Origin of the sequence: Afipia sp. 1NLS2, assembly GCF_000178995.1 — a bacterium.
Classification (GTDB): domain Bacteria; phylum Pseudomonadota; class Alphaproteobacteria; order Rhizobiales; family Xanthobacteraceae; genus Afipia.
In genome coordinates, this window is the sequence record NZ_ADVZ01000001.1 from 816,439 (window position 1) to 839,878 (window position 23,440).

At 59.1% G+C, this 23,440-nt stretch carries 21 protein-coding genes; 17 read left to right on the forward strand and 4 right to left on the reverse strand.

The window, feature by feature from the left end; all coding sequences use genetic code 11:
- Positions 1–127: 127 nt before the first annotated feature.
- The 9 genes from mobF (at position 128) to AFIDRAFT_RS19075 (ending at position 10,967) form a co-directional block, all read left to right on the forward strand.
- Positions 128–2,833, forward strand: coding sequence for a MobF family relaxase (gene mobF / locus AFIDRAFT_RS03930; RefSeq protein WP_009337796.1), 2,706 nt, complete (start codon positions 128–130; stop codon positions 2,831–2,833).
- 4 nt (positions 2,834–2,837) lie between these two features.
- On the forward strand, positions 2,838–3,035 hold the full coding sequence (locus AFIDRAFT_RS03935; RefSeq protein WP_245258104.1) for a hypothetical protein: 198 nt from the start codon (positions 2,838–2,840) through the stop codon (positions 3,033–3,035).
- Positions 3,032–3,466, forward strand: a complete 435-nt coding sequence (locus tag AFIDRAFT_RS03940) for a hypothetical protein (RefSeq protein WP_009337801.1) — start codon at positions 3,032–3,034, stop codon at positions 3,464–3,466. Before AFIDRAFT_RS03935 ends, AFIDRAFT_RS03940 begins: the two co-directional genes overlap by 4 nt.
- Before the next feature lie 78 nt (positions 3,467–3,544).
- A complete protein-coding gene (locus AFIDRAFT_RS03945) occupies positions 3,545–5,209 on the forward strand; it encodes a recombinase family protein (protein WP_009337804.1) in 1,665 nt (554 codons plus the stop codon).
- 196 nt (positions 5,210–5,405) lie between these two features.
- Positions 5,406–6,773 (forward strand): tyrosine-type recombinase/integrase, encoded by a 1,368-nt coding sequence (locus AFIDRAFT_RS03950; RefSeq protein ID WP_009337806.1) that lies wholly within the window; start codon positions 5,406–5,408, stop codon positions 6,771–6,773.
- A 186-nt stretch (positions 6,774–6,959) separates the two neighbouring features.
- On the forward strand, positions 6,960–7,265 hold the full coding sequence (locus tag AFIDRAFT_RS03955; protein ID WP_009337808.1) for a type II toxin-antitoxin system TacA family antitoxin: 306 nt from the start codon (positions 6,960–6,962) through the stop codon (positions 7,263–7,265).
- Between the two features lie 23 nt (positions 7,266–7,288).
- Complete coding sequence (locus AFIDRAFT_RS03960) at positions 7,289–7,789, forward strand: GNAT family N-acetyltransferase (protein ID WP_245258105.1); 501 nt, start codon at positions 7,289–7,291, stop codon at positions 7,787–7,789.
- 463 nt (positions 7,790–8,252) lie between these two features.
- Positions 8,253–9,026 (forward strand): HNH endonuclease signature motif containing protein, encoded by a 774-nt coding sequence (locus AFIDRAFT_RS03965; protein ID WP_009337812.1) that lies wholly within the window; start codon positions 8,253–8,255, stop codon positions 9,024–9,026.
- Positions 9,027–9,149: 123 nt separating this feature from the next.
- The gene (locus tag AFIDRAFT_RS19075) at positions 9,150–10,967 is read left to right on the forward strand and encodes a competence protein CoiA family protein (RefSeq protein ID WP_009337817.1); all 1,818 of its coding nucleotides are present in this window, start codon (positions 9,150–9,152) and stop codon (positions 10,965–10,967) included.
- Between the two features lie 73 nt (positions 10,968–11,040).
- Here AFIDRAFT_RS19075 and AFIDRAFT_RS03975 read toward each other — a convergent pair whose 3' ends face one another.
- The 3 genes from AFIDRAFT_RS03975 to AFIDRAFT_RS03985 are packed head-to-tail and all read right to left on the reverse strand — an operon-like array spanning position 11,041 to position 15,502.
- Positions 11,041–11,934 carry a 3'-5' exonuclease gene (locus tag AFIDRAFT_RS03975; RefSeq protein ID WP_009337819.1) on the reverse strand — a complete coding sequence of 298 codons (894 nt, stop codon included), beginning with the start codon at positions 11,932–11,934 and terminating at the stop codon, positions 11,041–11,043.
- Positions 11,934–13,958 carry an ATP-binding protein gene (locus AFIDRAFT_RS03980; protein WP_009337820.1) on the reverse strand — a complete coding sequence of 675 codons (2,025 nt, stop codon included), beginning with the start codon at positions 13,956–13,958 and terminating at the stop codon, positions 11,934–11,936. Before AFIDRAFT_RS03980 ends, AFIDRAFT_RS03975 begins: the two co-directional genes overlap by 1 nt.
- Positions 13,955–15,502 carry an SIR2 family protein gene (locus AFIDRAFT_RS03985; RefSeq protein ID WP_245258106.1) on the reverse strand — a complete coding sequence of 516 codons (1,548 nt, stop codon included), beginning with the start codon at positions 15,500–15,502 and terminating at the stop codon, positions 13,955–13,957. The genes AFIDRAFT_RS03980 and AFIDRAFT_RS03985 overlap by 4 nt, the downstream gene beginning before the upstream one ends.
- Positions 15,503–15,737: 235 nt before the next feature.
- Between AFIDRAFT_RS03985 and AFIDRAFT_RS03990 the strand changes: the two genes are divergently transcribed.
- On the forward strand, positions 15,738–16,016 hold the full coding sequence (locus AFIDRAFT_RS03990) for a hypothetical protein (RefSeq protein WP_009337824.1): 279 nt from the start codon (positions 15,738–15,740) through the stop codon (positions 16,014–16,016).
- Between the two features lie 161 nt (positions 16,017–16,177).
- Here AFIDRAFT_RS03990 and AFIDRAFT_RS03995 read toward each other — a convergent pair whose 3' ends face one another.
- Positions 16,178–17,083 carry a LysR family transcriptional regulator gene (locus tag AFIDRAFT_RS03995; protein WP_009337825.1) on the reverse strand — a complete coding sequence of 302 codons (906 nt, stop codon included), beginning with the start codon at positions 17,081–17,083 and terminating at the stop codon, positions 16,178–16,180.
- A 139-nt stretch (positions 17,084–17,222) separates the two neighbouring features.
- On the opposite strand from AFIDRAFT_RS03995, the gene AFIDRAFT_RS04000 reads away from it, so the two are divergent.
- From AFIDRAFT_RS04000 to AFIDRAFT_RS04030, 7 genes are all read left to right on the forward strand, one after another.
- Positions 17,223–17,711, forward strand: coding sequence for a (R)-mandelonitrile lyase (locus AFIDRAFT_RS04000; protein WP_009337827.1), 489 nt, complete (start codon positions 17,223–17,225; stop codon positions 17,709–17,711).
- A 3-nt stretch (positions 17,712–17,714) separates the two neighbouring features.
- Positions 17,715–17,960: a tautomerase family protein gene (locus tag AFIDRAFT_RS04005; RefSeq protein ID WP_009337829.1), complete on the forward strand. Its 246-nt coding sequence runs from the start codon at positions 17,715–17,717 to the stop codon at positions 17,958–17,960.
- Positions 17,961–17,971: 11 nt separating this feature from the next.
- The gene (locus AFIDRAFT_RS04010) at positions 17,972–18,862 is read left to right on the forward strand and encodes an aldo/keto reductase (protein ID WP_009337830.1); all 891 of its coding nucleotides are present in this window, start codon (positions 17,972–17,974) and stop codon (positions 18,860–18,862) included.
- Between the two features lie 4 nt (positions 18,863–18,866).
- Positions 18,867–19,634 carry an SDR family oxidoreductase gene (locus AFIDRAFT_RS04015; protein ID WP_009337832.1) on the forward strand — a complete coding sequence of 256 codons (768 nt, stop codon included), beginning with the start codon at positions 18,867–18,869 and terminating at the stop codon, positions 19,632–19,634.
- Positions 19,635–19,726: 92 nt separating this feature from the next.
- Complete coding sequence (locus tag AFIDRAFT_RS04020) at positions 19,727–20,053, forward strand: carboxymuconolactone decarboxylase family protein (RefSeq protein ID WP_009337834.1); 327 nt, start codon at positions 19,727–19,729, stop codon at positions 20,051–20,053.
- A 105-nt stretch (positions 20,054–20,158) separates the two neighbouring features.
- Complete coding sequence (locus AFIDRAFT_RS04025; protein WP_009337836.1) at positions 20,159–21,121, forward strand: ArdC family protein; 963 nt, start codon at positions 20,159–20,161, stop codon at positions 21,119–21,121.
- Positions 21,122–21,270: 149 nt separating this feature from the next.
- Positions 21,271–23,421 carry a ParB/RepB/Spo0J family partition protein gene (locus AFIDRAFT_RS04030; protein WP_009337837.1) on the forward strand — a complete coding sequence of 717 codons (2,151 nt, stop codon included), beginning with the start codon at positions 21,271–21,273 and terminating at the stop codon, positions 23,419–23,421.
- Positions 23,422–23,440: the final 19 nt, after the last annotated feature.

A 23,440-nucleotide genomic window follows, 5' to 3' on the forward strand; every position in this document is an offset into this window, starting at 1 on the left:
ATACTTAGCGAAGCGGCCGCCGTTCTCGCGGCCGCTTTTCTTTCAGAAATCTTTCCGATAACCGATCTAATCCCAAAATCCGGGATCCGGCCACGCGCTAATTGAACAGCCTCCTCGGAGGCTCTTCGTGGTCGCAACTTTCGCTATCATTCATCGTCCCGCCTACTACACGTCCCAACCATCGGCCTATTATACGGCCGACAAGGAAGCTGCGGGTGTGTGGCTGCGCGGCAACGAGCGGTTGGGGATCGTTCAGGGATCAGCGGTCCGTCCTCGCGATTTCGATCTTCTGTGCGAGGGCTGCGACACGACCGGCAAGAAGCTGGTTAAAACGCCACTGTTCAAGCGCAGGGTATTGGGCGTCGACATCACCCTGTCATCGCCCAAAGCTGTATCGGTCCTCTATGCCGCCGGCGATGACGCGTTGCGGGAAGAAATCGCCAGCGCCGAGCGCGCTTCGGTCGAAGCCACTCTTCGGATCATCGAGCAGGAAATTCCGCTGGCGCGGCGCGGAAAAGATGGCGTCCGGCGCGAGCATGCGAAATTTGTCGCCGCGGTCTTCACCCACTCCGAGGCGCGTCCGGAGACCCACGCGGATGGCAGTGTTCTTGCCTCAGTGCAGCGCCATCATCACGTATGCCTCCCATCGATTGTGGAGCGCCTTTCTGACTCTACATTTGGCGCATTAGACACAGCCGGCGGCATCCGATCAGGCAAAAAACTCCTCGGCTCAATCTTTCGGTTGCAACTCGCCACCGAACTGGAGCAGCGAGGTTTTGCAATTGAGCGCGCCGACGACGGTTGGCGCTGGAGCATAGCTGGCGTTCCCGACAAGGTCGCAAAATTCTTCTCCGCGCGCAGGTCGGCTATCGAAGCCGAATTGGCCAAGGCCGGCCTGACCTCGGGCGAAGCGCCGTCCGCTGCCGCTGCTATCACCCGAAAGAACCGCCGGACCAAAGATACGGTGCATGCCATTGATCGTATTGCCGGCTGGCAGGAGGCCATCAAGGACCTCGGCTTCGATTCTAGCGCGATCGTCGAAGCGGCCCGCGAAGCTGGCCGCGAGGCAGCAGCGACTCGCGATCCCGCGACCCTGAACACGCTCATTCGTGAGCGAACGGCACTCCTTCCGGCCTCCCTCACCGAGTTTGAGGCAACGTTCGAGCGGCGACATCTCCTTGAGGCCGCGTGCAACGCGCTCGTGGGCACCGGCGTATCGGTCGAACAGGCCGTCAAGGAAGCCGACGCCCTCATCCAGAGTCGTGCCATCGTCGAGCTCGGCACGACGCGTGATGGCGTCGTCCTGTCCACCCCCGAAATGGTCGCGATCGAACGGCGGCTTGTCGAAACCGCGGTCAACCTCGCGCAGGCGCGCTTAGCTGTTCCCGACCCCGGTCTGGTGCGACGTCTCTGCCAAGAGAACGGTCTGTCGCGGGAGCAGACGGAAGTCGCGCTCGCGGCAACGTCGGGTGCCCGACTGGTGAACGTTCTCGCGCCGGCGGGCACCGGCAAGTCCAAACTCCTCGGCGTGATCGCGCGCAGCTTCGAAGTTGCCGGATATTCGCCCGCAGTGAGCGGCTCTCCGGCCGCTAGTGACCGAGCCGGCACCGCTTTGCCGGGCGCCTCCGTTGTGGGCGCCTCCGTGGCCTGGAGGGCTGCGCTCGACTTGGGACAGTCCATCAACGTTCCATCGTCCGCGATCGATGCGCTACTGAACCGTCTGGATTCCCGTGTTGCCGAGGGAAAGCCGTTATTCGAAGGCAGGACGGTTCTGCTGATCGACGAAAGCGGCCTGCAGTCAAGCCCTCAGCTCGCGCGGATTCTCGATCATATCAGCCGGGACAATAGTCGCAGCCTGTTAGTGGTGGTCGGCGACGAGCGGCAGGTAAGGCCGATAGGTCCAGGCCACGCGATTCGGCTCGTGCGAGAAGCTATTGGAGCTGCCACGCTCAGCCAGATTTACCGGCAGCGCGAGGCCTGGGCGCGCGAGGCCCCGCAAGCGTTCGCGCGCGGTGATGCCGAGGCTGCCTTGAAGGCGTTCGATGAGCATGGCCTCATTGAATTTCACGACGGACTCAAACCCACGGTCGATGCGCTGGCGGATGCCTGGCAACAAGCCCGCCTAAGCCGTCCGAGCGAACAAATCACCGTTCTCACCAAATCCAACGCTGAAGCCCGCGCTGTTGCCGCAGTGCTTCGCAACAGACTCAAACGCGAGGGCATCGTTGGAACTCGCGAGGTACTACTTCCGGCGGTCGATGCCTCCGGGAATCCTCACACGCTCCCGGTAGCGGCGGGAGATACGCTGGTCGCACTTCGCCGCGTCGATCGGATCGGCGTGGTCAATGGTACGCCGCTTGTGGTCGAGCGTGTCAAGGTCGCGCGCCTCACCAAGAAAGTCACGATCACCGCACGGCGCGGCGACGAAATCATCCAGTTCACACCGGAGGATATCGCGGACGGCAAGGGACGCGTTCGCCTCGCCAACGGTCTCGTCTCCACGATCTTTCGGGCTCAAGGTGCCACCGTCGATCAAGCTTTTGTCTTGCTCAATGAAAAATTCGATAGACACGATTCTTACGTCAGTGCCTCAAGAGCCAGAGGCGACACGCGATTTTTCTGCTCGAGGTCGCTCGACTCGTCAATTCGTGCCTCCAGTGGCGACTTTCACAGCGAAATAGACGACGCGCAACGCCTCGACCATCTGGCGCAGCGGTTGTCGCGCGAGCGCGTCAAGACCACGACACTTGACCTGATTGACGTCTCCGAATTTGCCAAGGCGCATATCAAGCGCGAGCGCAATCGCCAGAAAGAGCTCGGGCATGAGTTCTAGGCAATTGAAGTCCAAGCTTCGGCCCATCGATCCGGAGTTCTGGACGGTCGAGAACGAGCTGCCTGATCCGTTTCCCTTCTCAACGGCCGAACTGGATGCGATCGAGCGATATTTTGGCGGTGTGCTCGACGCCGTCTTCGACTCCAAACCCCGCGCACTACCAGTGGCAACCACCGCATCTCAGAAAGGAAAGAAGCGATGACGACCCAACCGTTCTACGAACCCCGTATCCTGGAAATGCCCTTGGAAAAGTATGCTGAAATCGCCATCGACGGCGGCCTCTGGTTTGTCGGCGAACTGTTGGCGCAGGGCTGCCTAACAAAGCATGGATTTGTCCCAGATCCCCGCTACGTCTACAAGCCCCGGCATCAGGAGACCGCTATGATCCAGCTTCGCCGAGTGAGCGAGGAGCTGCGTCACCGGGTCTTCATCTCAGGGTTTTTAACGTTGCCGGACAATGGTGCGCAGGGCACCTTTCAACGCCTGCTCGTGACCCATACCGAAATGCTGTACGAAACGTTCCGCCTTGAATGGGAGATCCGAACGCGCCGGATGATCGATGTCAGCCCTCGGCACCTGCTCCAAGCCAATGTTACAACGCAGATGCTTCACAAGCTCATTCTTGATCGCTAGACTCACTTTGCTACTAGGACTACGGCTATTTTGCTGTGTTTGAACCAACGTGCGATTGCTCGTTTAACTGAGGGAAGAATGAACAAGCATACCTTCGGGAACGTTGTTCGGAGTGGTAACGCCGCCCCAAAGAGAGCGGTGCTTTATTTGCGCGTCAGCACAGGCAGACAAGCTACTAACGACGTCTCCTTGCCATCGCAGCGAGATATCACCACCGCGCACTGCACAGCCAACGGATGGCTCGTGATCGACGAATTTGTGGAAGCAGGAGCAACCGCGACGGACGATCGCCGGCCGGCGTTCCAAGACATGATGGAGCGTGCCTGCGATCCCAGCCGACCATACGACGTGATCGTTATCTACGCATTCAACCGTCTATATCGTAACGGTGTCGAGTTGGAGCTTGCTGTTCGTAAGCTGCGCAAAAACGGGGTTGAAGTTGCCTCAGTGACTCAGCCAACTGGTAACGACCCATCACAAGAACTGATGCGCCAACTCATCGGCGTGTTCGACGAACACACGTCCCGCGAAATAGGAAAAAATACCAAAAGAGCGATGATGCAGTCCGCGAAGCAAGGCTTCTGGAACGGCGCAACGCCGCCGTTGGGCTATAAGATCGTTGAGGCGGAACGCCGCGGTCAAAAGATCAAGAAGAAACTCGATACCGACCCCGTCGAGGCGGAGACGATCAGACTGATTTTCCGTCTTTATCTCGAGGGTGACGGAAACACGGGTCCGCTCGGCGTCAAGGAAACAACCAAGTGGCTCAATAGCCACGGCTACCGAACGCGGCGTGGATCCACATTCGGCGTGGGACCGGTCCACAAGATACTGACCAATACATGCTACGCGACCGGGCTGTGGGTTTATGGGAAAAGAGACTCTCGCAATGGCGGGCTCAACGATCCTTCGACAGTCGTTGAGATTCCAATTCCGACTCTGATTGAACTGGCGATCTTTGATCGCGTCCAGGCAAAGCTGAGTAACAATAACCCGCGGACCACCGCGCCACGCATCGTCAACGGTCCGTCCTTGCTGACCGGGATTGCCATATGCGCATCCTGCGGCGCTGGCATGACACGCACCGGCACAAATCGACGTGGCAAGTCTTATTCCTATTATAGCTGCGCAGGTTGCCACCGGAAGGGGGAGACCGCTTGCAAGGGACGACACATTCCGACAGGTACGTTGGACGAAATCGTTGTCAGCAATCTCAAGCAGAGGCTGTTCGCACCGGAGCGGCTCGCTGAATTGCTCCAGACCCTGGCAGATCGACGTTCCGCCAAGAGCCTTGCGGAAGACAATCGGCTCGTTTCCCTTCGTCACCAGTTGACCGAGACCGAGGAGCGCCTCAAGCGCCTCTATCGTTCGATCGAAGATGGCATAATCGAACTCGACGACATTCTCCGGGAACGAACCTCTACCCTCAAATCAGAGCACGAAAGGGCAAAAGCCGCACTTGACCGTGCCCGCAGCCAAGGCGGAGCCGAGATATTGATCGACGCGGACAAAATCGACACCTTCTCAAGGCTCATGACCGAGAAACTTGATCACGGCGATGTCAATTCGAAGAAGGCCTATATTCGCGCCGTCGTCAGCGCGATCGAAGTTGACGATACTGCGATCCGGATCATCGGCAGTAAGCACATGCTGCAGGCGGTCATTGCGGGAAAACAGGCCACGAACGAAAATGTTCGTGGTTTTGTACGCAAATGGCGCGCCCGAAGAGATTCGAACTCCTGACCCCCAGATTCGTAGTTCAAAAAGTCCCTTACGAGGCATTATCCGGCAGCACTTCTAACTTTCCGAATAAACATATTTTTATTTGTAATTCAATGGATTATCGCATATTCTCTTGTGGTGGCGTAGGGAGCCCGTTAGACACCCCATTCCGCCAAAACCGTTTCAAAAACCGTTTCAGAATCTCGGGAGCTCGCAAATGGCCGACATGCGTATCCCCTTGAACGATAAGACAGTCGAGCGTTTGCCACTGCCCGAAAAGGGACGCTACATTGTCCGAGATACCGACCAAAAGGGCTTCTTCCTGATGGTCGGAGCCCGAAAGAAGACCTTTATGGTCCAGGGCGACCTTCGCCAACAGGGCAAACGTGCCTCCACCATCCGCATCGCGATTGGCGATTCTAAGCAGCTCTCGACCCGTGCGGCGCGTGCAGCGGCCAAGGAATATCTGATCCAAATTAGTCGCGGCATACACCCCAAGAGCGACGAGAAAGCCACGAAGGCATCGACGATTGCTGACCTCGCAAACGAGCAAAAGCCCGGCCCGGTCGGGATCACCCTCAAAGAGGCGTGGGCCCGATACAAAATCGCAATGGAGCGCAAGAACCGGAGCGCGCGGACGATCGAGAGCTACCGCGATCACGTCGAGCGCATTTTCAAGGACTGGCTGGATACGCCTCTGAAACAACTTGGTGACGATCCGGGCCAGGTCTCCGCAAAGCACGACGCCATCAGTGAAAAGCATGGACCCTACATCGCGAATGGCAGCATGCGCACCTTCCGCGCCATCTACAATCACGCCCGCAAGACCAATCGCGAACTGCCGCCCGACAATCCCGTCGATAGCGTCGATTGGAATCACGAGAAGCGACGGGATACAGGGATGGGCGTCGCCGACTTGAAAGGCTGGTTCGTCGAGGCTGCGACACTTGACAATCCGATACGGCGCGAATTTCATCTGTTCACCCTCCTCTCGGCATCGCGTCCAACGGCCTTGAAAGAAGCTCGGCTCGAACATCTCGATCTGCGTCGTCGGGTTCTTCACATCCCGCGCCCGAAGGGAGGCGCCGATCGTGCCTTCGACATCCCGCTGTCCCGGCAGGCGATCAATTGCCTCATGCGCTCCATTCGGTTCGGCCGGCAGATGCACCCCTATGAGGCGAAAGACTGGCTGTTTCCTGCCGATGGTGCCGATGGTCATCTGGTCGAGCAGAAGGAAGATCGAGCGGTGCTGTCGAAGTGGGGCAACGAGCTACGCCAAACGTATCGCACTGTCGCAACCCCTGCCGGCGTCTCGGAACTCGACGCCCGCATGCTGATGAATCATTCGGTCCCCGGCGTGAATTCAGGGTACATCACGCGACACAAGCTGCTGGAGGATCATCTGCGCGCCCAACAGCAGGCGATCAGCAACACCATCTTTTCAGCACTCGGAAATACGTTGACGGCGCAACCAGAACTTCGCGACTGGCTAGGTCGCGGGGCCGCGCGACGGCAGGTTGCACGTGCGCGAGAGGCCTTCGAACAGCGGGAGGTAAAGGTTCCGCGAGTCAGGAAGGCGGCATAGGAGTGACCCGCCCGATCGCTTCCGGCCCGCTCCCGTCCACGTGACCTCGGGGATAAACACGGAACTGCCTCACGCTCAACCTGACCCATCCCGTGTCGCATTACGAGAATCGCCGCACGTTTAACTTGCAATGTTCGTCAATTAGACGTACATTTAAGCTATAAAACTGTTATCAGGTGAATTCTTATGTCAAGCAATCAGGCCCGATCCCCCCGAAACGTACCCGGCCGTGTCGAGCGGCTCGGGTTCCGGATTGATGAAGAGACCAAGGATCTCATCGAGCGCGCGGCTCATCTGTCGCAGCGCAAGGTGAGCGACTTCTGTGTCACTGCGCTCGCCGATACCGCACGCCGGACGATCGCCGAACATGAGACGCTCGTGCTCTCGAACCGTGATCGCGAGGCTTTCTTCAACGCGCTGATGAACCCGCCCGAACCGAGCGAAAGACTCACGCGCGCGATCGCCGAGCACAGGCGTCGCATTGCTTCCTGAACATGACGGACTCTCGATCGGACTTGAGAATCGAGCCGTTCTCCGCGGATCATGATCGCGATGGCTTTTCATGCGGCGTCGACAGCCTCGACCGGTATCTGCGGACGCAGGCGAGTCAGGACGTGCGGCGCAAGGCGAATGGTGTCTTCATCCTTGTGGAGTCCGAGGCGAACCGGACGGTGCTTGGTTATTACACGCTCTGCGCAACGGGCTTGCAACAGGGCGCCGTACCGGCCGCTGCCCGCAAATATGTGCCACGCTATCCGTTAGTGAGCGCCACGTTGATCGGGCGTCTTGCGGTTTCGGCCGCAAGGCAAGGAGAGCGTCTAGGAGGAATCCTTCTCGCCGACGCAGTGCAGCGAGCGTATGCGTCAGCCTCGACTGTTGGTTCGTCGATGCTCGTCGTTGACGCGATCAATGAGCGCGCCGCTGCCTTCTATGAGGGCAACGGCTTCGTGCGCCTGCCTGATTCCATGCGCCTGGTGCTACCCATGCACGTTATTGAGAAAATGCTGAAGGCTTGAGAGCCGGGTTCGAAGCAACCACGTAGACGGTGTTTCGCCTTCTGAAATCCTGACTTCCGCATTTGTGGTTTTGCGGGGGAAAGCCTTCCCCCTGGTCGGCACTGCGTTGCCGACACGCCCCCTTCTGCGGGGAGACCCTCGCAACGCCCCCCCTAAGAGTGAGAGTGCAGGCCGGGTGTGCCGTGACGGGTTGGCGTGGATATTGACGCGGACCCGGCAATGCAAGCTGTGGAAGCCGGCACCACCTTCCTCGCCGAACTCAGGGCTCTAACCGCTAATGATTGAGACGCTCAACGAGAGAAACAACACCGACGGCTCTACCTCAGTCACTGAGCGAGTACTTTACTCACACCGAGGGACTTAGGTTGCTAGGCTGCTTTCTGAACCACAAATTCGATTCGTCAATCGTTAGAGCTAGGCGGACTCTTCCAGCCCAACTGTCAATGCAAGGCAACGGAACACAATGGCAGAACCGACGGCTAAGACCATAAAGCGATTATTCGCTCTTTCCGGAAACACCTGCGCATTCCCAAGATGCACGCTGCCAATCATCGAAACCGCGGGTAACGTCACTGGCGAAATTTGTCATATCGCTGCTCGCAGCCCCGGAGGCCCTCGCTACGATCCTTCACAATCTGACAAAGGCCGGAACGATTTTGGCAACCTCCTCCTCTTGTGCAGACATCATCACAAAGTTGTCGACGGGGAGCCGCAGATCTATACGGTTGATGTTCTGCAAGACATGAAGACCATTCACGAAAGCGCCGCCGGCCGAGCCGAGCAACCGGCAGATCTCATATTCGCAAAGCTTCTCTTGAACGACCTCGACCGGATCACGATCGGCCAGAACAGCGGCAATATCGCGATCAACAGTCCCGGCGCCATTCAAGCGCACCAAGTCCATGTGCGCACCACCCGTCGCTCTATCAGCATTAATGCACCACCCGGAACGATCGGTTCTGATCAGGAAACCACGCGCTATGTGCAATATCTAATCGACCGATACAATAAATTTGCCGGTGCAGACCGGATGCGCGCGTCGAAATTCAGCTATGGCGCGATATCCAAGAACATTGAGAGCAATTTCGGTGCCCCTTGGCGGCTACTACCAATTGAGAAGTTCAATGCAGTTTGCGAGTATCTGCAACAGCGGATTAATCGAACGGTCGTAGCCAAATCGAATGCCGCTAAGGGAATGCGCGCCTATTCCACCTATATGGAGTTCAACACGAGATAGGCTCTCAAACATGATCTCCGGACACAAGAATCTACGGCTCAAGCTGCTGTTAACGGACCAGATTCGACAATGCTCGAGATCGATGACCATCGCGCGCCGGCGTGTCATCGACGCGGAGCTGTAATGCCTCTGAAGGCTAAGCTCGATGGCCGCGAAATAGTTTCTATCCTCTGCTCGGACGGGGACTGGTCAGAGGCGCAGCGTGCGTCAAAGGGGACAGAAAATCGGCTCCGTATGTCCTGCTGCGATGCCCCAGCTTATGCCAGCCACAGTCCGCTCGATCTGCGCTATTTTGCCCACAAGTCCGGCTACGATCGCTGCTCTTCCAGCGGCGAATCTGACGAACATGAGTCCTTGAAGGCCGCCGCGGCAAGAGCAGTTCAATCTCTGGTAGGATGGCAGGCAGATGTTGAGGTCTCAGGCGACGGCTGGCGCGCCGACGCTCTAGCCATACGCGGCAGCATCAAGATCGCAATCGAAGTCCAGCTTTCGGCGCAGGCAAAACGACGGACTGGGGCACGTAACGACAGATTCGAAGCCTCGGAGGTTTCCGCATTCTGGCTCAAAGGTCCGAGAAATCACTTCAACGATTTTGGCGACGGCCTACAAGCTCCCGTCCACGGAACCTCAATCCGAGAACAGATGGCAAGTGTCGGGGCGGCAGTCAGGGGCCTGCTCGGCGCCGTTGAGCGCCAAGTGGGGATGGCAAACGAACTTGCTCGACTCATCCGCACCATTCCTGGATGGAAGTACAAAATCGATCTACAGGGAACCATCCCGGCTTGCTTCGAACTGCAACACGAGGGCAAGCGACAACAGATTTTGCTCGGCGAGTTAGGCCCGTCGCTTTTACCGACGATTTTTCGTCCTGTTGACGGAAAACAGATCGGCGCAGATCAATTTGCCGGCGCCATCCTACAGTTGCGCGTCAATGCTCCGCATCTTCGCGGCTACCAAGCGTCGAGTTTCCAGCTCGCATCCGACGACCTTTCCAACTCGCTCGCGCGTCAGCTCCGTCCCATCCTCGAAGGTAGCAAGACCTGGCGAGGCAAGGAACACACCGAGGTTGTGCCAGGAGCCTTCGTGCATTACGCAGAAGAATGTTCAGACTGCAAAGCTCGTTTTCTCAGGATTACCCATCTCCTCATCGGACATCCTCGCCGACCGCGCACACTTCCCGTCAAAGTCGTGCGCGACGAGTGGCGCTGGTATGAACCGATCCTTTCGACAGCCGAAGCACTATCGAGGAAAGTCGGTCTTCCCTTGGGGCCATTGAGCGACGGCGGTGAAAGTGCATACTTCCAACCAAAGCGAGCCCGCCAGAAGTGCCCAGCGTGCGGAAAGCACGCCCCTGATCCTTTGGTCTCTGACGACGAGGTGCTCCGTGCGTGGCCTGGTCGTGACGAGCACTTCCGCTATCGCTTGCCCTTGCCCGGCAAAGGATGGGGCGCATCGGCTCGATGGGTAACGCAGCCGGCGCCTGACGCCGCCGCTTGGGACGCTCTGCTGGACACGAAACGTACCGAACGTCAACAAGAACGTGACGAAGAGCGCCGACGCGAAGAGTTAGCCGAAGCGGAGCGCAAACGCCGCCACGAAGAACTACAGCGACAAGCAGAAGAGCGACATCAACAACGTATTGCAGACGACTTGGCTCGCAAGGCGGCCGACGAGCAACGAGCCATAGAGGCGCGACGCCAAGCCGAAAAAGATCGTCAAATGCGCATGGTAACTCAACAGGGGGAGAGGAAGAGCAAGCTGCGCACTGCCGCGGAGACAGCGATCAGAGATAACGAGCGTCGCAATCTCTGGCTGACAACCGGCAACTCTCATCTACGATCTCTGGGTGATGCCGTTGCCCCACGACCAATCGAGGTCGCCGCCCAGAGCCAGGAAGGGTTGGAGAGAGCGCTGCAATTACTTCGATCAACTAAGTTCTGAGTGCCTGTCAGCACACAAACGAAGCTCAGCAACAAAACTAATTTTTCAGCAATCACGGCGGCGGCCAAGGGAGCTAGACTCTGTTCGAAAACCGATCATAGGCGGTGACACGAACTGTTCGAACGTCTACTTCATATTGGTATATTTCTCGCGCAAGGTAAGAGATTTCCGCTTCTTTCTCAGCGTCGGAAACATCAACATACCAAGATCTCGGCTTTCCGTTTTCTTCGCCATTCCAACGATATCCCCTCGCTTTTAGGAGGTCCTTGAATTCAAATGGTGAGTTCTCAGCCCAGATCCGCCAGGTCGGCAACCGCGCGCGCTCAAGCAGCTTTGCCAAGGCTGGCGCTCGTGCACGAGGTAACTCGCGTGCAAGCAACTCAATGGCGGCCAAGCAGTCATTCGCAGCTCGATGCCGGTCGTAAAAAAAGCCTAGAGCCATCGCGAGATAGGAGAGCTTCGCGCCCTCGAACCCTTCGGCTGCCCAGTCGATCTCCGACATAGAACACGCCCATGGCTTGGTTGAAAACACAGGGCTGAAGCGCTCCAGAAAGCGCCGATCGAACGCCGCATTGTGGGCTATGACTACAGCCGCCGGCGCAGCAAACATCGTGACTTCCGAGGGGTCAATCGACTTTCCCGCAACCATTGCATCCGTAATCCCCGTCAACACAGTGATTTCGGACGAAATCGGTTTGCTCGGCTCACGGAGACGGTCGAAAGGCTCCAGGACCTCTACAACCGTGCCATCAAGCGCGTATCGGAACGGCACCATCGCGAGTTCAATGATCTCATCCCGATCCGGATCGAGACCTGTCGTCTCAACATCGACCATAAGGCCCGTGCGTGTCTCAGCAACATCGAATCCTTCAACCGTGGGGCGAGGTCGAAGACGCCTAAGAACTCGATAGTCCGAGCTGGCTTCGAGCGCCGCAGCGAAAGCTTCCAAATCTGAGGCGTTGGTCATTAGTCGAAGACGTCTCCCGCACCTGCCTGCTGAATAGGCGCCACGCCAATAAGCACCTGAGCCGCGCGCCCTTGTTCGTGGAACCAAAGATCGCGGATTCTAGCGTCATCGCTTGCAGGAAGTGGATCAGCGTCGCGGACCTTGAATGTTGTCGGAAGATTGACAGAGGTCCCGAAAACCAAAGCATGCTGCTTTGGCAATGAGGGAAGTCGCTTTAGAACGGCATCTGAGATAAACGGTGTCATCTGCCGAATATGTGAGAGGTCATCTGGATTTTGGATTCGGTGGATCACGAAGTTTGAGCACTGCGAAAGCACCGTCTTCGATAACTCGCTCGGTCGCTGAGATGCGACCAAGAGGAAAAGGCCGTACTTTCGGCCCTCTTTCGCAATGCGCTCGAAGACGCGGCTCGCATCGATCGCATAGCGCGATGGAGTGGATGCAACGTAGCGATGCGCCTCTTCGAGAAGCAGATGGACAGGAAAGCGATTGCGTGGATCGGCTTGGCGAAGAAGACGAAACGACATCCGTGCCAGAACGGAAGCCACGAGTTCTACCACTTCATCTTCGACCGAGTTCATGTCGATGATGATGAGCTGATTTCGCTTTACCCAGTTTGCGTCATTTTGCACCAAACCCAAAAGCTGCGACAGAAAGGTGCCCATGGATGGATCATGACCACCACCCTGTAGATCGTGTCGCAGGAAAGCATATTCCGCCCGCTCTTCGAGCGATTTGAATCGGGTGATCATCTGGGAGCAGTAGTCGCGTATCTGCCGGTTTCCATGCGCTTCCTCATAGAGGATCGCGAGGTCCAGGGCTTCGCCAAGGGCAGAAAATTCAAATGGAAGAGACTTATAGGTAGGCATCTTCAGGCCATCGATAATGAACCCTCCTCCCTGTGCTCCACCAAGAAGGTAGTTTGTCAGCCCTTGGGGATTGGCCATCTGGCCGAAATTAATCCTGATGAACTGTGCAATCGTTGGATTATTAATTTGCTGAGTATTGAAGCGCTGAAGGAGGCCCACCATACGATCGTGTTTCGACGGACTCCCAGAGTCGTCACGCAGGATCTGACTGAGGCAGGTCGCTAAGATATGATTCTTGATACCATTGAGTTCCTGTGCGTTCCCTCCCGAAAACAGCGTCGATAGACCCAACGCCATACGCAGGATTGGCACCTGAGTGCGTTCGCTCGCCTGAAGGAGCAACTCCCATTCCGACTGTTCAAGAAACCAGTGGGGTAGCCGGAAACGGCCTTCGGCAGCGGTTCCATCGAGAACGACGTGGGAAACGCCGATTCCGTTGCCGTTCGCCAAGGGCGTCAACGCCCGAGCATACTCTCCATTGACGTCGAATATTACGAACGTCGCACCACGGGCATGATGCTCGTCGGGTTTATCGAACAGCGACTGAATCACGGATGCAACCGTGCAGGACTTCCCGCTGCCGGTATTTCCGAGGACCGCAGTATGACCTCCGAAGAAGTCATCAATTCGAACCTTCACATCGTAGCCGTCGAAAATAACGGACCGACCAATTGTCAACGCGCGGAATCGAGTTGCCTCCGGCGGGATAGGCGGGTGTCCTCCCCTCTTCGGAGCTGGCTCGCTTGGAACGTCCGTCTCAAACACGCGATCGAGTTCGGCGTCCAGAGCATAGAGCGCATCGGCGTAGAGCGACGGGAATATAGACACACCGAACCGAAATTTCTCGTCTAGTTTTTGGGGAAGCATCCCCACAGGTACGACATCCAGAAACTTCGCCGATGACGCCTTGTCCATATCACCATCGCGTCGATCTGAACTGCCGACATCTCGCTCGCGAAGCCCGACGACCTCTGCGACGACATACTCCGTCTGCGCTGGGATCATTAAAAAGGAGCCGAGGCGAGCCACGTAGTGGACGTCATCGAATCCGACGACCGTGAAGTTGTCGGTCCCAGCGTGCATCTCGACGACAAATTTATCGGCCGCAACGGAGACGACCTTGCCGATAGCCCGCTTTCGGTCGTCACGGCTCATTCTTGTTCCTCCTTCTTCTGAGAAGGAGCCATCGCATCCAGAACCTTGCGGACAGCCTCATCAATGCGTTCACTCGGTCGCTGAGGCATGAACTGCTCGATAATCGTATCGAAGTAATGCGCCTTGCGTCCCGCTTCCGGGCCTTCACCCCCTATGATCCAAATCCGGGGATCGTTGAGAGCTTTCAATTTGGCGATATCGCCATCGAGATTGGGGTCTACAAAGATAACCAGTCGGAACGTGGGTATCGTCAGCGCCTGATAGATGATGTTGTTGATATGCTCATCGCCGAATGCGTACCCCATCGTAAACAGAACGCTCTGTTCCCGGACGACCCGCGACTGGAATTCACGGAAAAGGTCGGCATAAGGCGATCCGAGGCTGGCATTCTGCTTCCCTGGCGTTGGATAAATCATGACCTTTCCGGGCACTTCGGAAGCCGCTGTTTCTCTAATCGGGAAGAGACCGTGATCGTCCTCCGTCCAACTTATCGAACCATGGATCTTGCAGAGATAAACGAACCCATCGACTGCCGACCATTTTCGGCTTGTCAGATCGAGCTGCTCGGCTAACGCGTACCGAAAAGTCGCGGGATTGAAGCGGCGTTCGACAACACCGGAAAACCCGTTTGCATATGGCAGGCCAAGCCTATCCATAGCCGTCTCGTTGAAAAGATCATAATTGGTCGTGAACACCCAGGGCCGCGGCAGAGAACGGTCACGCAGAACGAGTTTCCGATAAAAAGTTTCATACAGATTCAGAACACCGCGATCACCGACGGCAAAGGCCCCTTTGGTGCATTTTTCCCACAGAAAAGCCTGAACCTTTTTTATGACCGACACCACGGCAATCAGTTGCTTTTTCGATACTTCAAGCGCGCTTCGCTCCAGCGCAAACCGCAGGCTGTGAAGCAGTTCCATCAGGCGTTCGAGATTACGAGCATATTCCTTCGCGCTGATATCAATGCCGAGTTGCTCGACGAACACCTTACGCTCCGCAATCGTGGGAAAGTCCGCAACATCCTCTTTGCGCGTTTTCGTGAATTCTGCGGCAAGCGGTGCCATGGTTGGAATACCAACCTCGGCATTGTTTACACGTAGCGACGAGCACCCCGCTCCGAGTAGGAAAGCGACATTTTTCGCGTTCAACGACTCCGCCAGAGCCTTACGAACAATATCGGCGCCTTCGACCCAATCATATTCGCGACTATCGGCGTCGCTCCCTCGAATGAAACGGAATGTCTGCTTTGGCTCTTCCGCTCCTCCTGGTTTGTCCAAATTTCCCTCCTGATCGTCCGGCTCAGGCTCATCATGTTCAAGGCCGAATTCAAAATCTTCAAGGACTCCATGCCCTCCCACATTCGTCTCATGACGGTTCTCAGCCCCTATGGGATATTCCCACAGCGACCATCTAAGCTCCCCCAACGCGGGATGCTCTAATATCGCTTCATAATGGATTTCCGGCCCCATCTGGCGTTCATCGCCGCCCACCGCATCCCAATCCAGTTCGTCACTCTCGATCTCATAGATCTCGCCAGTCGCCATGTGCCTGATGCGAGCTGCCCCCCTGCAATAAATGTTCACTATCCCCTCCAACGAGTCGCTTGCTAAACTATAGCCAAAACTCAGAAATTTGGACTTCATTCAGAGAACCGAGCCATAATTGCTCGGCTAGGTGGCTGTACATCCAGAATGCGCAGGCGGACGTCGAAAGGGGAATGGCTCCCGAACCATGATCGCCCTTCCTGCCGGTTCTTTCCGCATCGGAAAGCGCAACTAAATGCTCCGTGTCCTCACCGACTGGATCGAGCGCCGGCGACGGATGCGCCAACGCTGGCAGCAGGACGCCCGCGTCCTGATTACGCACCACGAACGCCAAGCCTATTATGAAGCGCAGCGCCTGGCCGCCCGTAGCCGCGCACAAGGGAACAGGCCTGAGTTCTGGCATTGGGCAAAGGTTGCTTCCGAGGTTGCGCGCCTGTTACCCGCTGCCGAGATGGACATGAAGGTCGTGGAGGCCATCGTCGACGAGGAAATGCGCGGATACCGGCGTTCCTGACGAGTGTGGGAGGGGAAAAGTCTTCCCCCTGGTCGGCACTCTCGTTGCCGACACACCCCCTTCTGCGGGGACCCCCGCAACGTCCCCGAAGGGCAAGAGCGTCGGCAGAAACCAACTGACGGATCGAGCAGTGATACAGTGATACGCCTGCACGGTAAGCTTCAGTGGAGTGGAGCAATCTCACGGATGAGATCGATGAGCAGGCGCAATGCAGTGGGGACTTGGCGGCGACCGGAATAATAGGCGTGAAACCCGCTGCCCATCGACGCCCAGTCGCTTAGCACGACCTTCAAGCTGCCACGATCCAAATACGGCCGGAGCACCGGTTCCGCGCCGTAGATCATGCCGACGCCGCTGAGGCCAAAGCCGATCGCCGCATGGCTTTCATCCACCGTTAGCGGGCCAGGTGTGGCGACCGCGACGGCCTCTTGTCCGCGCTCAAATTCCCACTGATAGATCTGGTCATTACCCAAGCGGATGCGGACACAGCGATGCTTGTGCAGATCGTGTGGCGTAGTAGGCGTACCGAAGCGTTCGAGATAGACGGGCGACGCGGCGGCAACCCAACGGATGTCCGGCGACAGCCGCTGCGCGATCATGTCTTCCGGCACGGTGCCGCCATAGCGGATACCGGCGTCGAAACCGCTCGCGATGACATCGATCAGGCGGTTGCTCACACTGATGTCGACCTCGACCTCTGGATAGCGGTCGACGAAGATCGGCATGACAGGGTCGAGCAGAAGCGGGACCGCATCCTCCAGAATGTTGATCCTGACGCGGCCCATCGGCGCATCCCGGAACCTGTTGAGGTTCTCCGCCGCGTCGCCAACGATCTGCAATGGACCTTCGATTGACGCCCGAAGCTCCGCCCCGGCGGCAGTGAGCGTCACGCTCCTCGTGGTTCTGTTCAACAATCGAACACCGCGCCGCGCTTCGAGTGCGGTGATGGCATGGCTCAGTGCCGAGGTCGTGACCCCCATTTCCAAGGCCGCGCGACGGAAATTGGAATGTCTGACGATAGCCAGGAAGTAGAGGAAATCGGCAAGATCGGTCCGGCTTAGCTGCATTGCATCACACTAACACGCTGTTGATCTGTGTTCATCAGTTCATTGCTTGCGAGGGCGCTAATCCGGATCGGCCCGACCGACTAAATGATGGCCATGCTCAATGCCTAGGGCGAGCGACTCGATTTGGAGCCCGGCCATCATGATCAAGCTCGCAATTGTCCTTGCCGCTGTCGTGTCGGCCACAGGTGCCGCCGCGGCACAGGAAGGAATCACGACCATGGACATCACCCGTAAAGCCGACCTCAAGACGGTCGACGGCCCGCCCGAATATTTCACCGGCAAGGTCACTGTCACCGGCGCATTCCAGCGCCCCGATCCATCGCGCGTGAGTGGCGGGATCGTCCACTTCGAACCCGGCGCTCGCACTGCCTGGCACACGCATCCCGCTGGCCAGACGCTGATCGTGACCGAAGGGGTCGGCTGGACCCAGGTCGAGGGTGGACCGAAGCTGGAGTTCCACGCCGGCGACATCCTGTGGTGTCCCGCCGAGCACAAGCATTGGCATGGCGCCGCCCCACACGAGGGCATGACCCACATCGCCATTCAGGACACGATCGACGGCAAGAACGTCGTCTGGATGGAGAAGGTGACGGACGAGGAATATCTCGCGCCGCTGGGAAGCGAGTAGTCCGTGCCCCACGTCATCGTGAAGCTCTGGCCCGGCAAATCCGACGCGCAGAAGCGCGATTTGTCCGCGGCCATCGTCCGGGATGTCACCCGTATCCTGAATTACGGCGATGAAGCGGTGTCGGTCGGCTTCGAGGAGGTCCAGCCCGATGCGTGGACCGCCCAGGTCTACGAGACTGACATTCGGGGTCGATGGAGCACGCTCACCAAGAAGCCGGGGTACGGCCCCGGCCCGAAGGGTACAGATTGAAGGTAAGCAGCATGATACTGGAAGAGACATATACTCTCGCAAACGGGGTGAAGATCCCGAAGCTGGGGCTAGGCACCTGGTGCATTCCCGACGCCGATACCGGACGTGTCGTACGCGAAGCCATCGAGATCGGCTATCGCCACATTGATACCGCCCAGGCGTATGAGAACGAGCACGGCGTGGGCGCGGGGCTTCGCGCGAGCGGCGTATCCCGCGACCAGATTTTCGTGACCACGAAGCTGGCAGCCGAGTGCAAGACCTTCGCTGCGGCAAGCGCCCGCATCGACAAGTCGCTCCGGGCGCTCGGGCTAGATCATATCGACCTGTTGCTGATTCACAGCCCGCAGCCCTGGGCAGAGTTTCGGGAAGGCGAGCATTTCTTCGAAGGCAATCTCGAAGCATGGCGCGCGCTCGAAGAAGCCTACGCCGCCGGCAAGGTCCGCGCGATCGGCGTCTCGAATTTCGAGGCCGCGGACCTCGACAATTTGCTCGACAACGGCAACGTCGCGCCGATGGTCAATCAGGTCCTGGCCCATGTCGGCAACACCCCGTTCGACCTGATCGACTATTCGCGATCGAAGGGGCTGTTGGTCGAAGCCTACTCCCCTGTCGCCCATGGCGCCGTGCTCAGGAACGCCCAGCTCGGCGCGCTGGCGCAGCGCTATGGGGTCAGCATCGCGCAGTTCTGCATCCGCTATTGCCTCCAGCTCGGCCTGCTCCCGCTACCCAAGACGGCCAATGCGGCGCACATGCGCGACAATGCCGCCATCGGCTTCGTCATCTCCGATGCCGATATGGACACCCTCAAGGGTTGGGAGAACAGCACCGACTACGGAGAGGCCGGTGCCTTCCCGGTGTTCGGCAAGAAGCGGCAGATCGCCGCCGCCGGTCGGGAGGGCTGACCTCATGAACCCGGTCTATGTTTTCAAGGATCAGGTCGCGCTGGTCACCGGCGCGGCCAAGGGCATGGGGCTCGCGACCGCGCGCGCCTTCGCCGAGAATGGCGCATCCGTGGTGCTGGCCGACATCGATGGCGATCTCGCCGCGCAGGAAGCGAAGCGGATCGCCGCCGCGGGCGGCGCCGCGATCGGCACGGCCTGCGACGTCGCCGATGAAACGCAGGTGGCGGCTATGATCGACCTGGCGGTCGCCGAATATGGCCGGCTCGACATGGCGTTCAACAATGCCGGCATCCAGGTGCCCCCGTCCGACGCGGCGGACGAGCCGCTGGCGAATTTCGAGCGCGTCACCGCCGTCAACCAGCGCGGCGTGTGGGCCTGCATGAAGCATGAACTCAGAGTGATGCGATCGCAGGGCTCGGGGGCGATCGTCAATTGCTCGTCGCTCGGGGGCTTGGTCGGATTGCCCGGACGCGCCGCCTATCACGGGACCAAACATGCCGTGATCGGGATGACCAAAAGCGCGGGCGTCGAATATGCGCCGCGCGGCATCCGCATCAATGCGATCTGTCCCGGCACGATCGACACGCCGATGGTGCAGGCGATGCTGGAGGGTCAATCGGATGCGATGGCCGAGATCATGAAGCAGCAGCCGATCGGTCGCCTCGGACGTTCCGAGGAAATCGCCGCGGCCGTGCTCTGGCTGTGCAGCCCGGCGGCCAGTTTCGTGATCGGCGCCGCGCTGCCGGTCGATGGCGGTTTCACAGCGCACTGATGACGTTTGCGCCACTCTTCACGCGCCGATCCGCGATCTCGATGACCGTGGCGGCCGTCATGCCATGGCCCCTAACCGCAGGAGTAAAGACGATGCCTACTGAACCGACCAACGCGCGCAAGTCCTTTGGCGACATCGCGCCACACCTTGCCGAGATCACCGACAAGGTGCTGTTTGGCGACGTCTGGGAAAACCCCTCGCTGAAGCCGCGTGACCGCAGCCTCGTGACGATCACCTGCCTGATCGCGATGTACCGGATCAACGAGATGCCGTTTCACATCAAGAAGGCGCTCGAGAATGGCGTGACCAAGGAAGAGATTATCGAGGCTGTCACGCAGATCGCATTCTACGCCGGATGGCCACCCGCGATGACGGCGCTGCCTATCCTCAAGAAGGTGTTTGAGGAAGCTGGCCTCTGAATACCGACCACGTCGTCCCGGTTAGAGTGAGAGTGCAGGCCGGGTTTGCCGTGACGGGTTGAGGGCTGGAGAACAGGTCTCCGGCGCCTGTCGCGGAGAACCGCGATGTCCAGACATGATCGCACCCCACGCGCCGGCGCGAACCGGGCGAACCTTTACGACGAAATCACCGCCAAGGTCATCGCCGAGCTGGAGGCCGGCCGCTTCCCCTGGGTTCAGCCATGGGGCTCGTCCACGGCAAAAGCCCCGCTCGGCCTCCCGAAGAATGCCGCGACTTGTCGCACCTACAGCGGTATCAACATTCTGATCCTCTGGGGCGCCGTCATCGAGCACGGCTTTCCCGGCCAGGGCTGGCTCACCTTCCGCCAAGCCCTTTCTCTTGGCGGCAATGTCCGCAAGGGCGAGCGCGGCACCACTGTCGTCTATGCCGATCGCTTCGTGCCCGAGGGCGAGAAGCAGCGCGCTCGCGAAACCGGCGAGGAAGCGCAATCGATCCCCTTCCTGAAGCGCTTCACCGTCTTCAACGCGGCGCAATGCGAGGGCCTGCCCGACGAAATCGCCGTCGCTGCGCCGCCGACGCCGCAAGGCTTGATCGAGCCGAAGGTCGAAGCGCTCATCAAAGCAACGGGCATCGACTTCCGCATCGGCGGCAACCGCGCCTTCTATATCCCGGCGCACGACTATGTGCAGGTTCCTCCGCCGCAAGCCTATTTCGAACCGATCAACTGGCATCGCACGGCACTGCATGAGATCGGGCACGCCAGCGGCCATCACAGCCGGCTGAATCGCGATCTCTCCGGCTCCTTCGGCACGAGGAAATATGCCTTCGAGGAATTGGTTGCCGAGATGTCGAGCGCTTTCGCCTGCGCCTCGCTCGGCACCGTGCCGACGGTGCGCCACGCGGATTACATTGGCTCCTGGCTCGAAACCCTGCGCGAGGATTCCCGCGCCGTCGTCCGCGCCGCCAGCCAGGCCAGCAAGGCGGCCGACTGGATCTTGTCCTTCCTGCCGGAAGACAATTCCGTTGCGGTCGCTGCCGAATCCTCGATGGACAGGAACGCGGCATGATCCTCCTCTCCACCGATACGCAATGATCGCACGGCGCCAACCTAACGCGCGCGTTCCGCGGCTTAGAGGAAGAGAGGGGATGGGTTTTCGCTGACGGGTTGATAGGTCGAGAGAGAGGCTCCCGGCTGCCCGTCACGGAGTAACCCACCATGGCAAAAGCTGCCAAGAAAAAACGCGCACCCGCAATCATCGTCTTCTCGCGAGCACGCGACATTCCGTTCAACCGCATCAGGTTGTCGGAGGCCAACGTTCGCCAAACCGGCGTCGAGGCCGGCGTGGACCACCTCGCCCGTGACATCGACCGCCGCGAGGATCTCATACAGGGCCTCAATGTTCGCGTGGTTCTTGATGCCGACGGCAATGAGACTGGCGATTTCGAGACTCCGGCTGGCGGACGCCGCTACAGGTCGATCGCACGCCTGGTCGAAGCCGGTCGCTTCCCCGCCGATGGCCTTGTCCCCTGCATCGTCAAGAAGGCCGACGCCAAGACCTCGGCGACCGACGACTCGCTGGCAGAAAACACATTCCGGCTCGCGCTGCATCCGCTCGATCAGTTCAAGGCGTTCCAGCGCATGGTCGACGGCGGGATGAGCACCGAGGAAGTCGCCAGCGCCTACTTCACCAGCCAGCGTTATGTCGATCAGCGCCTCGCGCTCGCCAAGGTCTCGCCAAAGCTGCACGACGTGTATGCCCAGGATGCCATGACCTTGGCGATGCTGGAGGCGTTCACCGCGCATCCGGATCATGCCCGTCAGGAGCAAGTATGGGAGGCTGTCAAGCAGTCTTACTATCGCGAGCCCTCGCGTATCCGGAGCATGCTGACCGAAACCACCGTTGCCGCATCCGACAAACGCGCGCTGTTCGTCGGTATCGATGCCTATATGGCGGCAGGTGGCCAGGTGCTTCCGCGCTACCTCTTCGATGATGACGAGAACGGCTGGCTGGAAGATGTGGCGCTTCTCGATCGCCTTGTCGCCGAGAAACTGAAGGTCACCGCCGACGAGGTCGCGGCCGAAGGCTGGAAGTGGGTCAACGCCGACCTCGAACTTCCCTATGGCCATGATCACGGGTTGCGCGCAATCACCGGCACCTTCGCGCCACTGACCAAGAAGGAGCAGCGGCAGCGCGAGAAGTTGCGCGAGGAGCAGGAGCGTCTCGAGACTGAATATGCCGAGTACGACGAGTTGCCGGACGACATCGACCACCGGCTCGGCGAGATCGAGAAGCAGCTCGACGTCTTCGAACGCCGTCCTGCTATCTATAACTCCGCCGAGATCGCCATCGCCGGTGCCTTCGTCACTGTCGACGAGGACGGCGCCCTTGTCGTCGATCGCGGCTGGGTCCGTCCCGAGGACGAACAGCCCGAGACCGTCGACGGCAATGCCCCACAGGATGACGACGTCGCCGACGACACGCTCGCGCCGGATGGCAAGCGCACCGTCGTCACCATCGGCGGACAGCCGGCCGAGCCCGAAGAGGAAGAAGAGATCATCAAGCCTCTTCCCGAGCGGTTGGTTGCCGAACTGACGGCGCATCGCACCGTCGCGCTGAGCGATGCTGTCGGCTCTCATCCGCACATCGCCATGACGGCGCTGCTGCACCGGCTGGTCCGTGACACCTTCAAGCGCTCCACGAGCGGTTCGGCTGTCCAGGTGTCGATGCGTGAGGTGTATTTCCGTGAGCAGGGAATTGACCTCAAGGACAGCGCCTACGCGAAATCGGTCAGCGAACGGCATGCGGGCTGGAAAGCCGATCTGCCGGCCGACGATGACGCGCTGTGGGACTGGCTCGATGTGCTCGACGATGCCAGCCGCATGGCGCTTCTCGCCCATTGCGTTTCCTTCGGGATCAACGCGCTCTATGAGCGTCCAAATCCGATGAGCGCGACCGGGATTTCCGAGCACGGCCTGCGGACCCGCATGGCGGAAGCCGACCGCCTTGCTCGCGTCACCGGCCTCGACATGTCGGATGCCGGTTTCCGGCCGACCGTCGCGAACTACCTCGGCCGCGTCACCAAGCCTCGCATCCTCGAAGCGGTCCATGAGGCGCTTGGTGAGGAGAAGGTGCGCCTGATCGACCACCTGAAGAAGGACGATATGGCGCGTGAGGCCGAACGTCTCTTGGCCGACACCGGCTGGCTGCCGGAGCCGTTGCGCCTCATCGCCGAGGCGCCGGCTGTTGAAACCTCGGCGGGGCAAGATGGCGGCGACGTCGCACTGCCGGAGTTCCTCGCCGGCGGCGACGAGGAAGCTGCAACCGACGCTATCGACGATCCGACGGTTCTCGCCGCCGCCGAGTGACGCGCACCAGCGGGGCGGC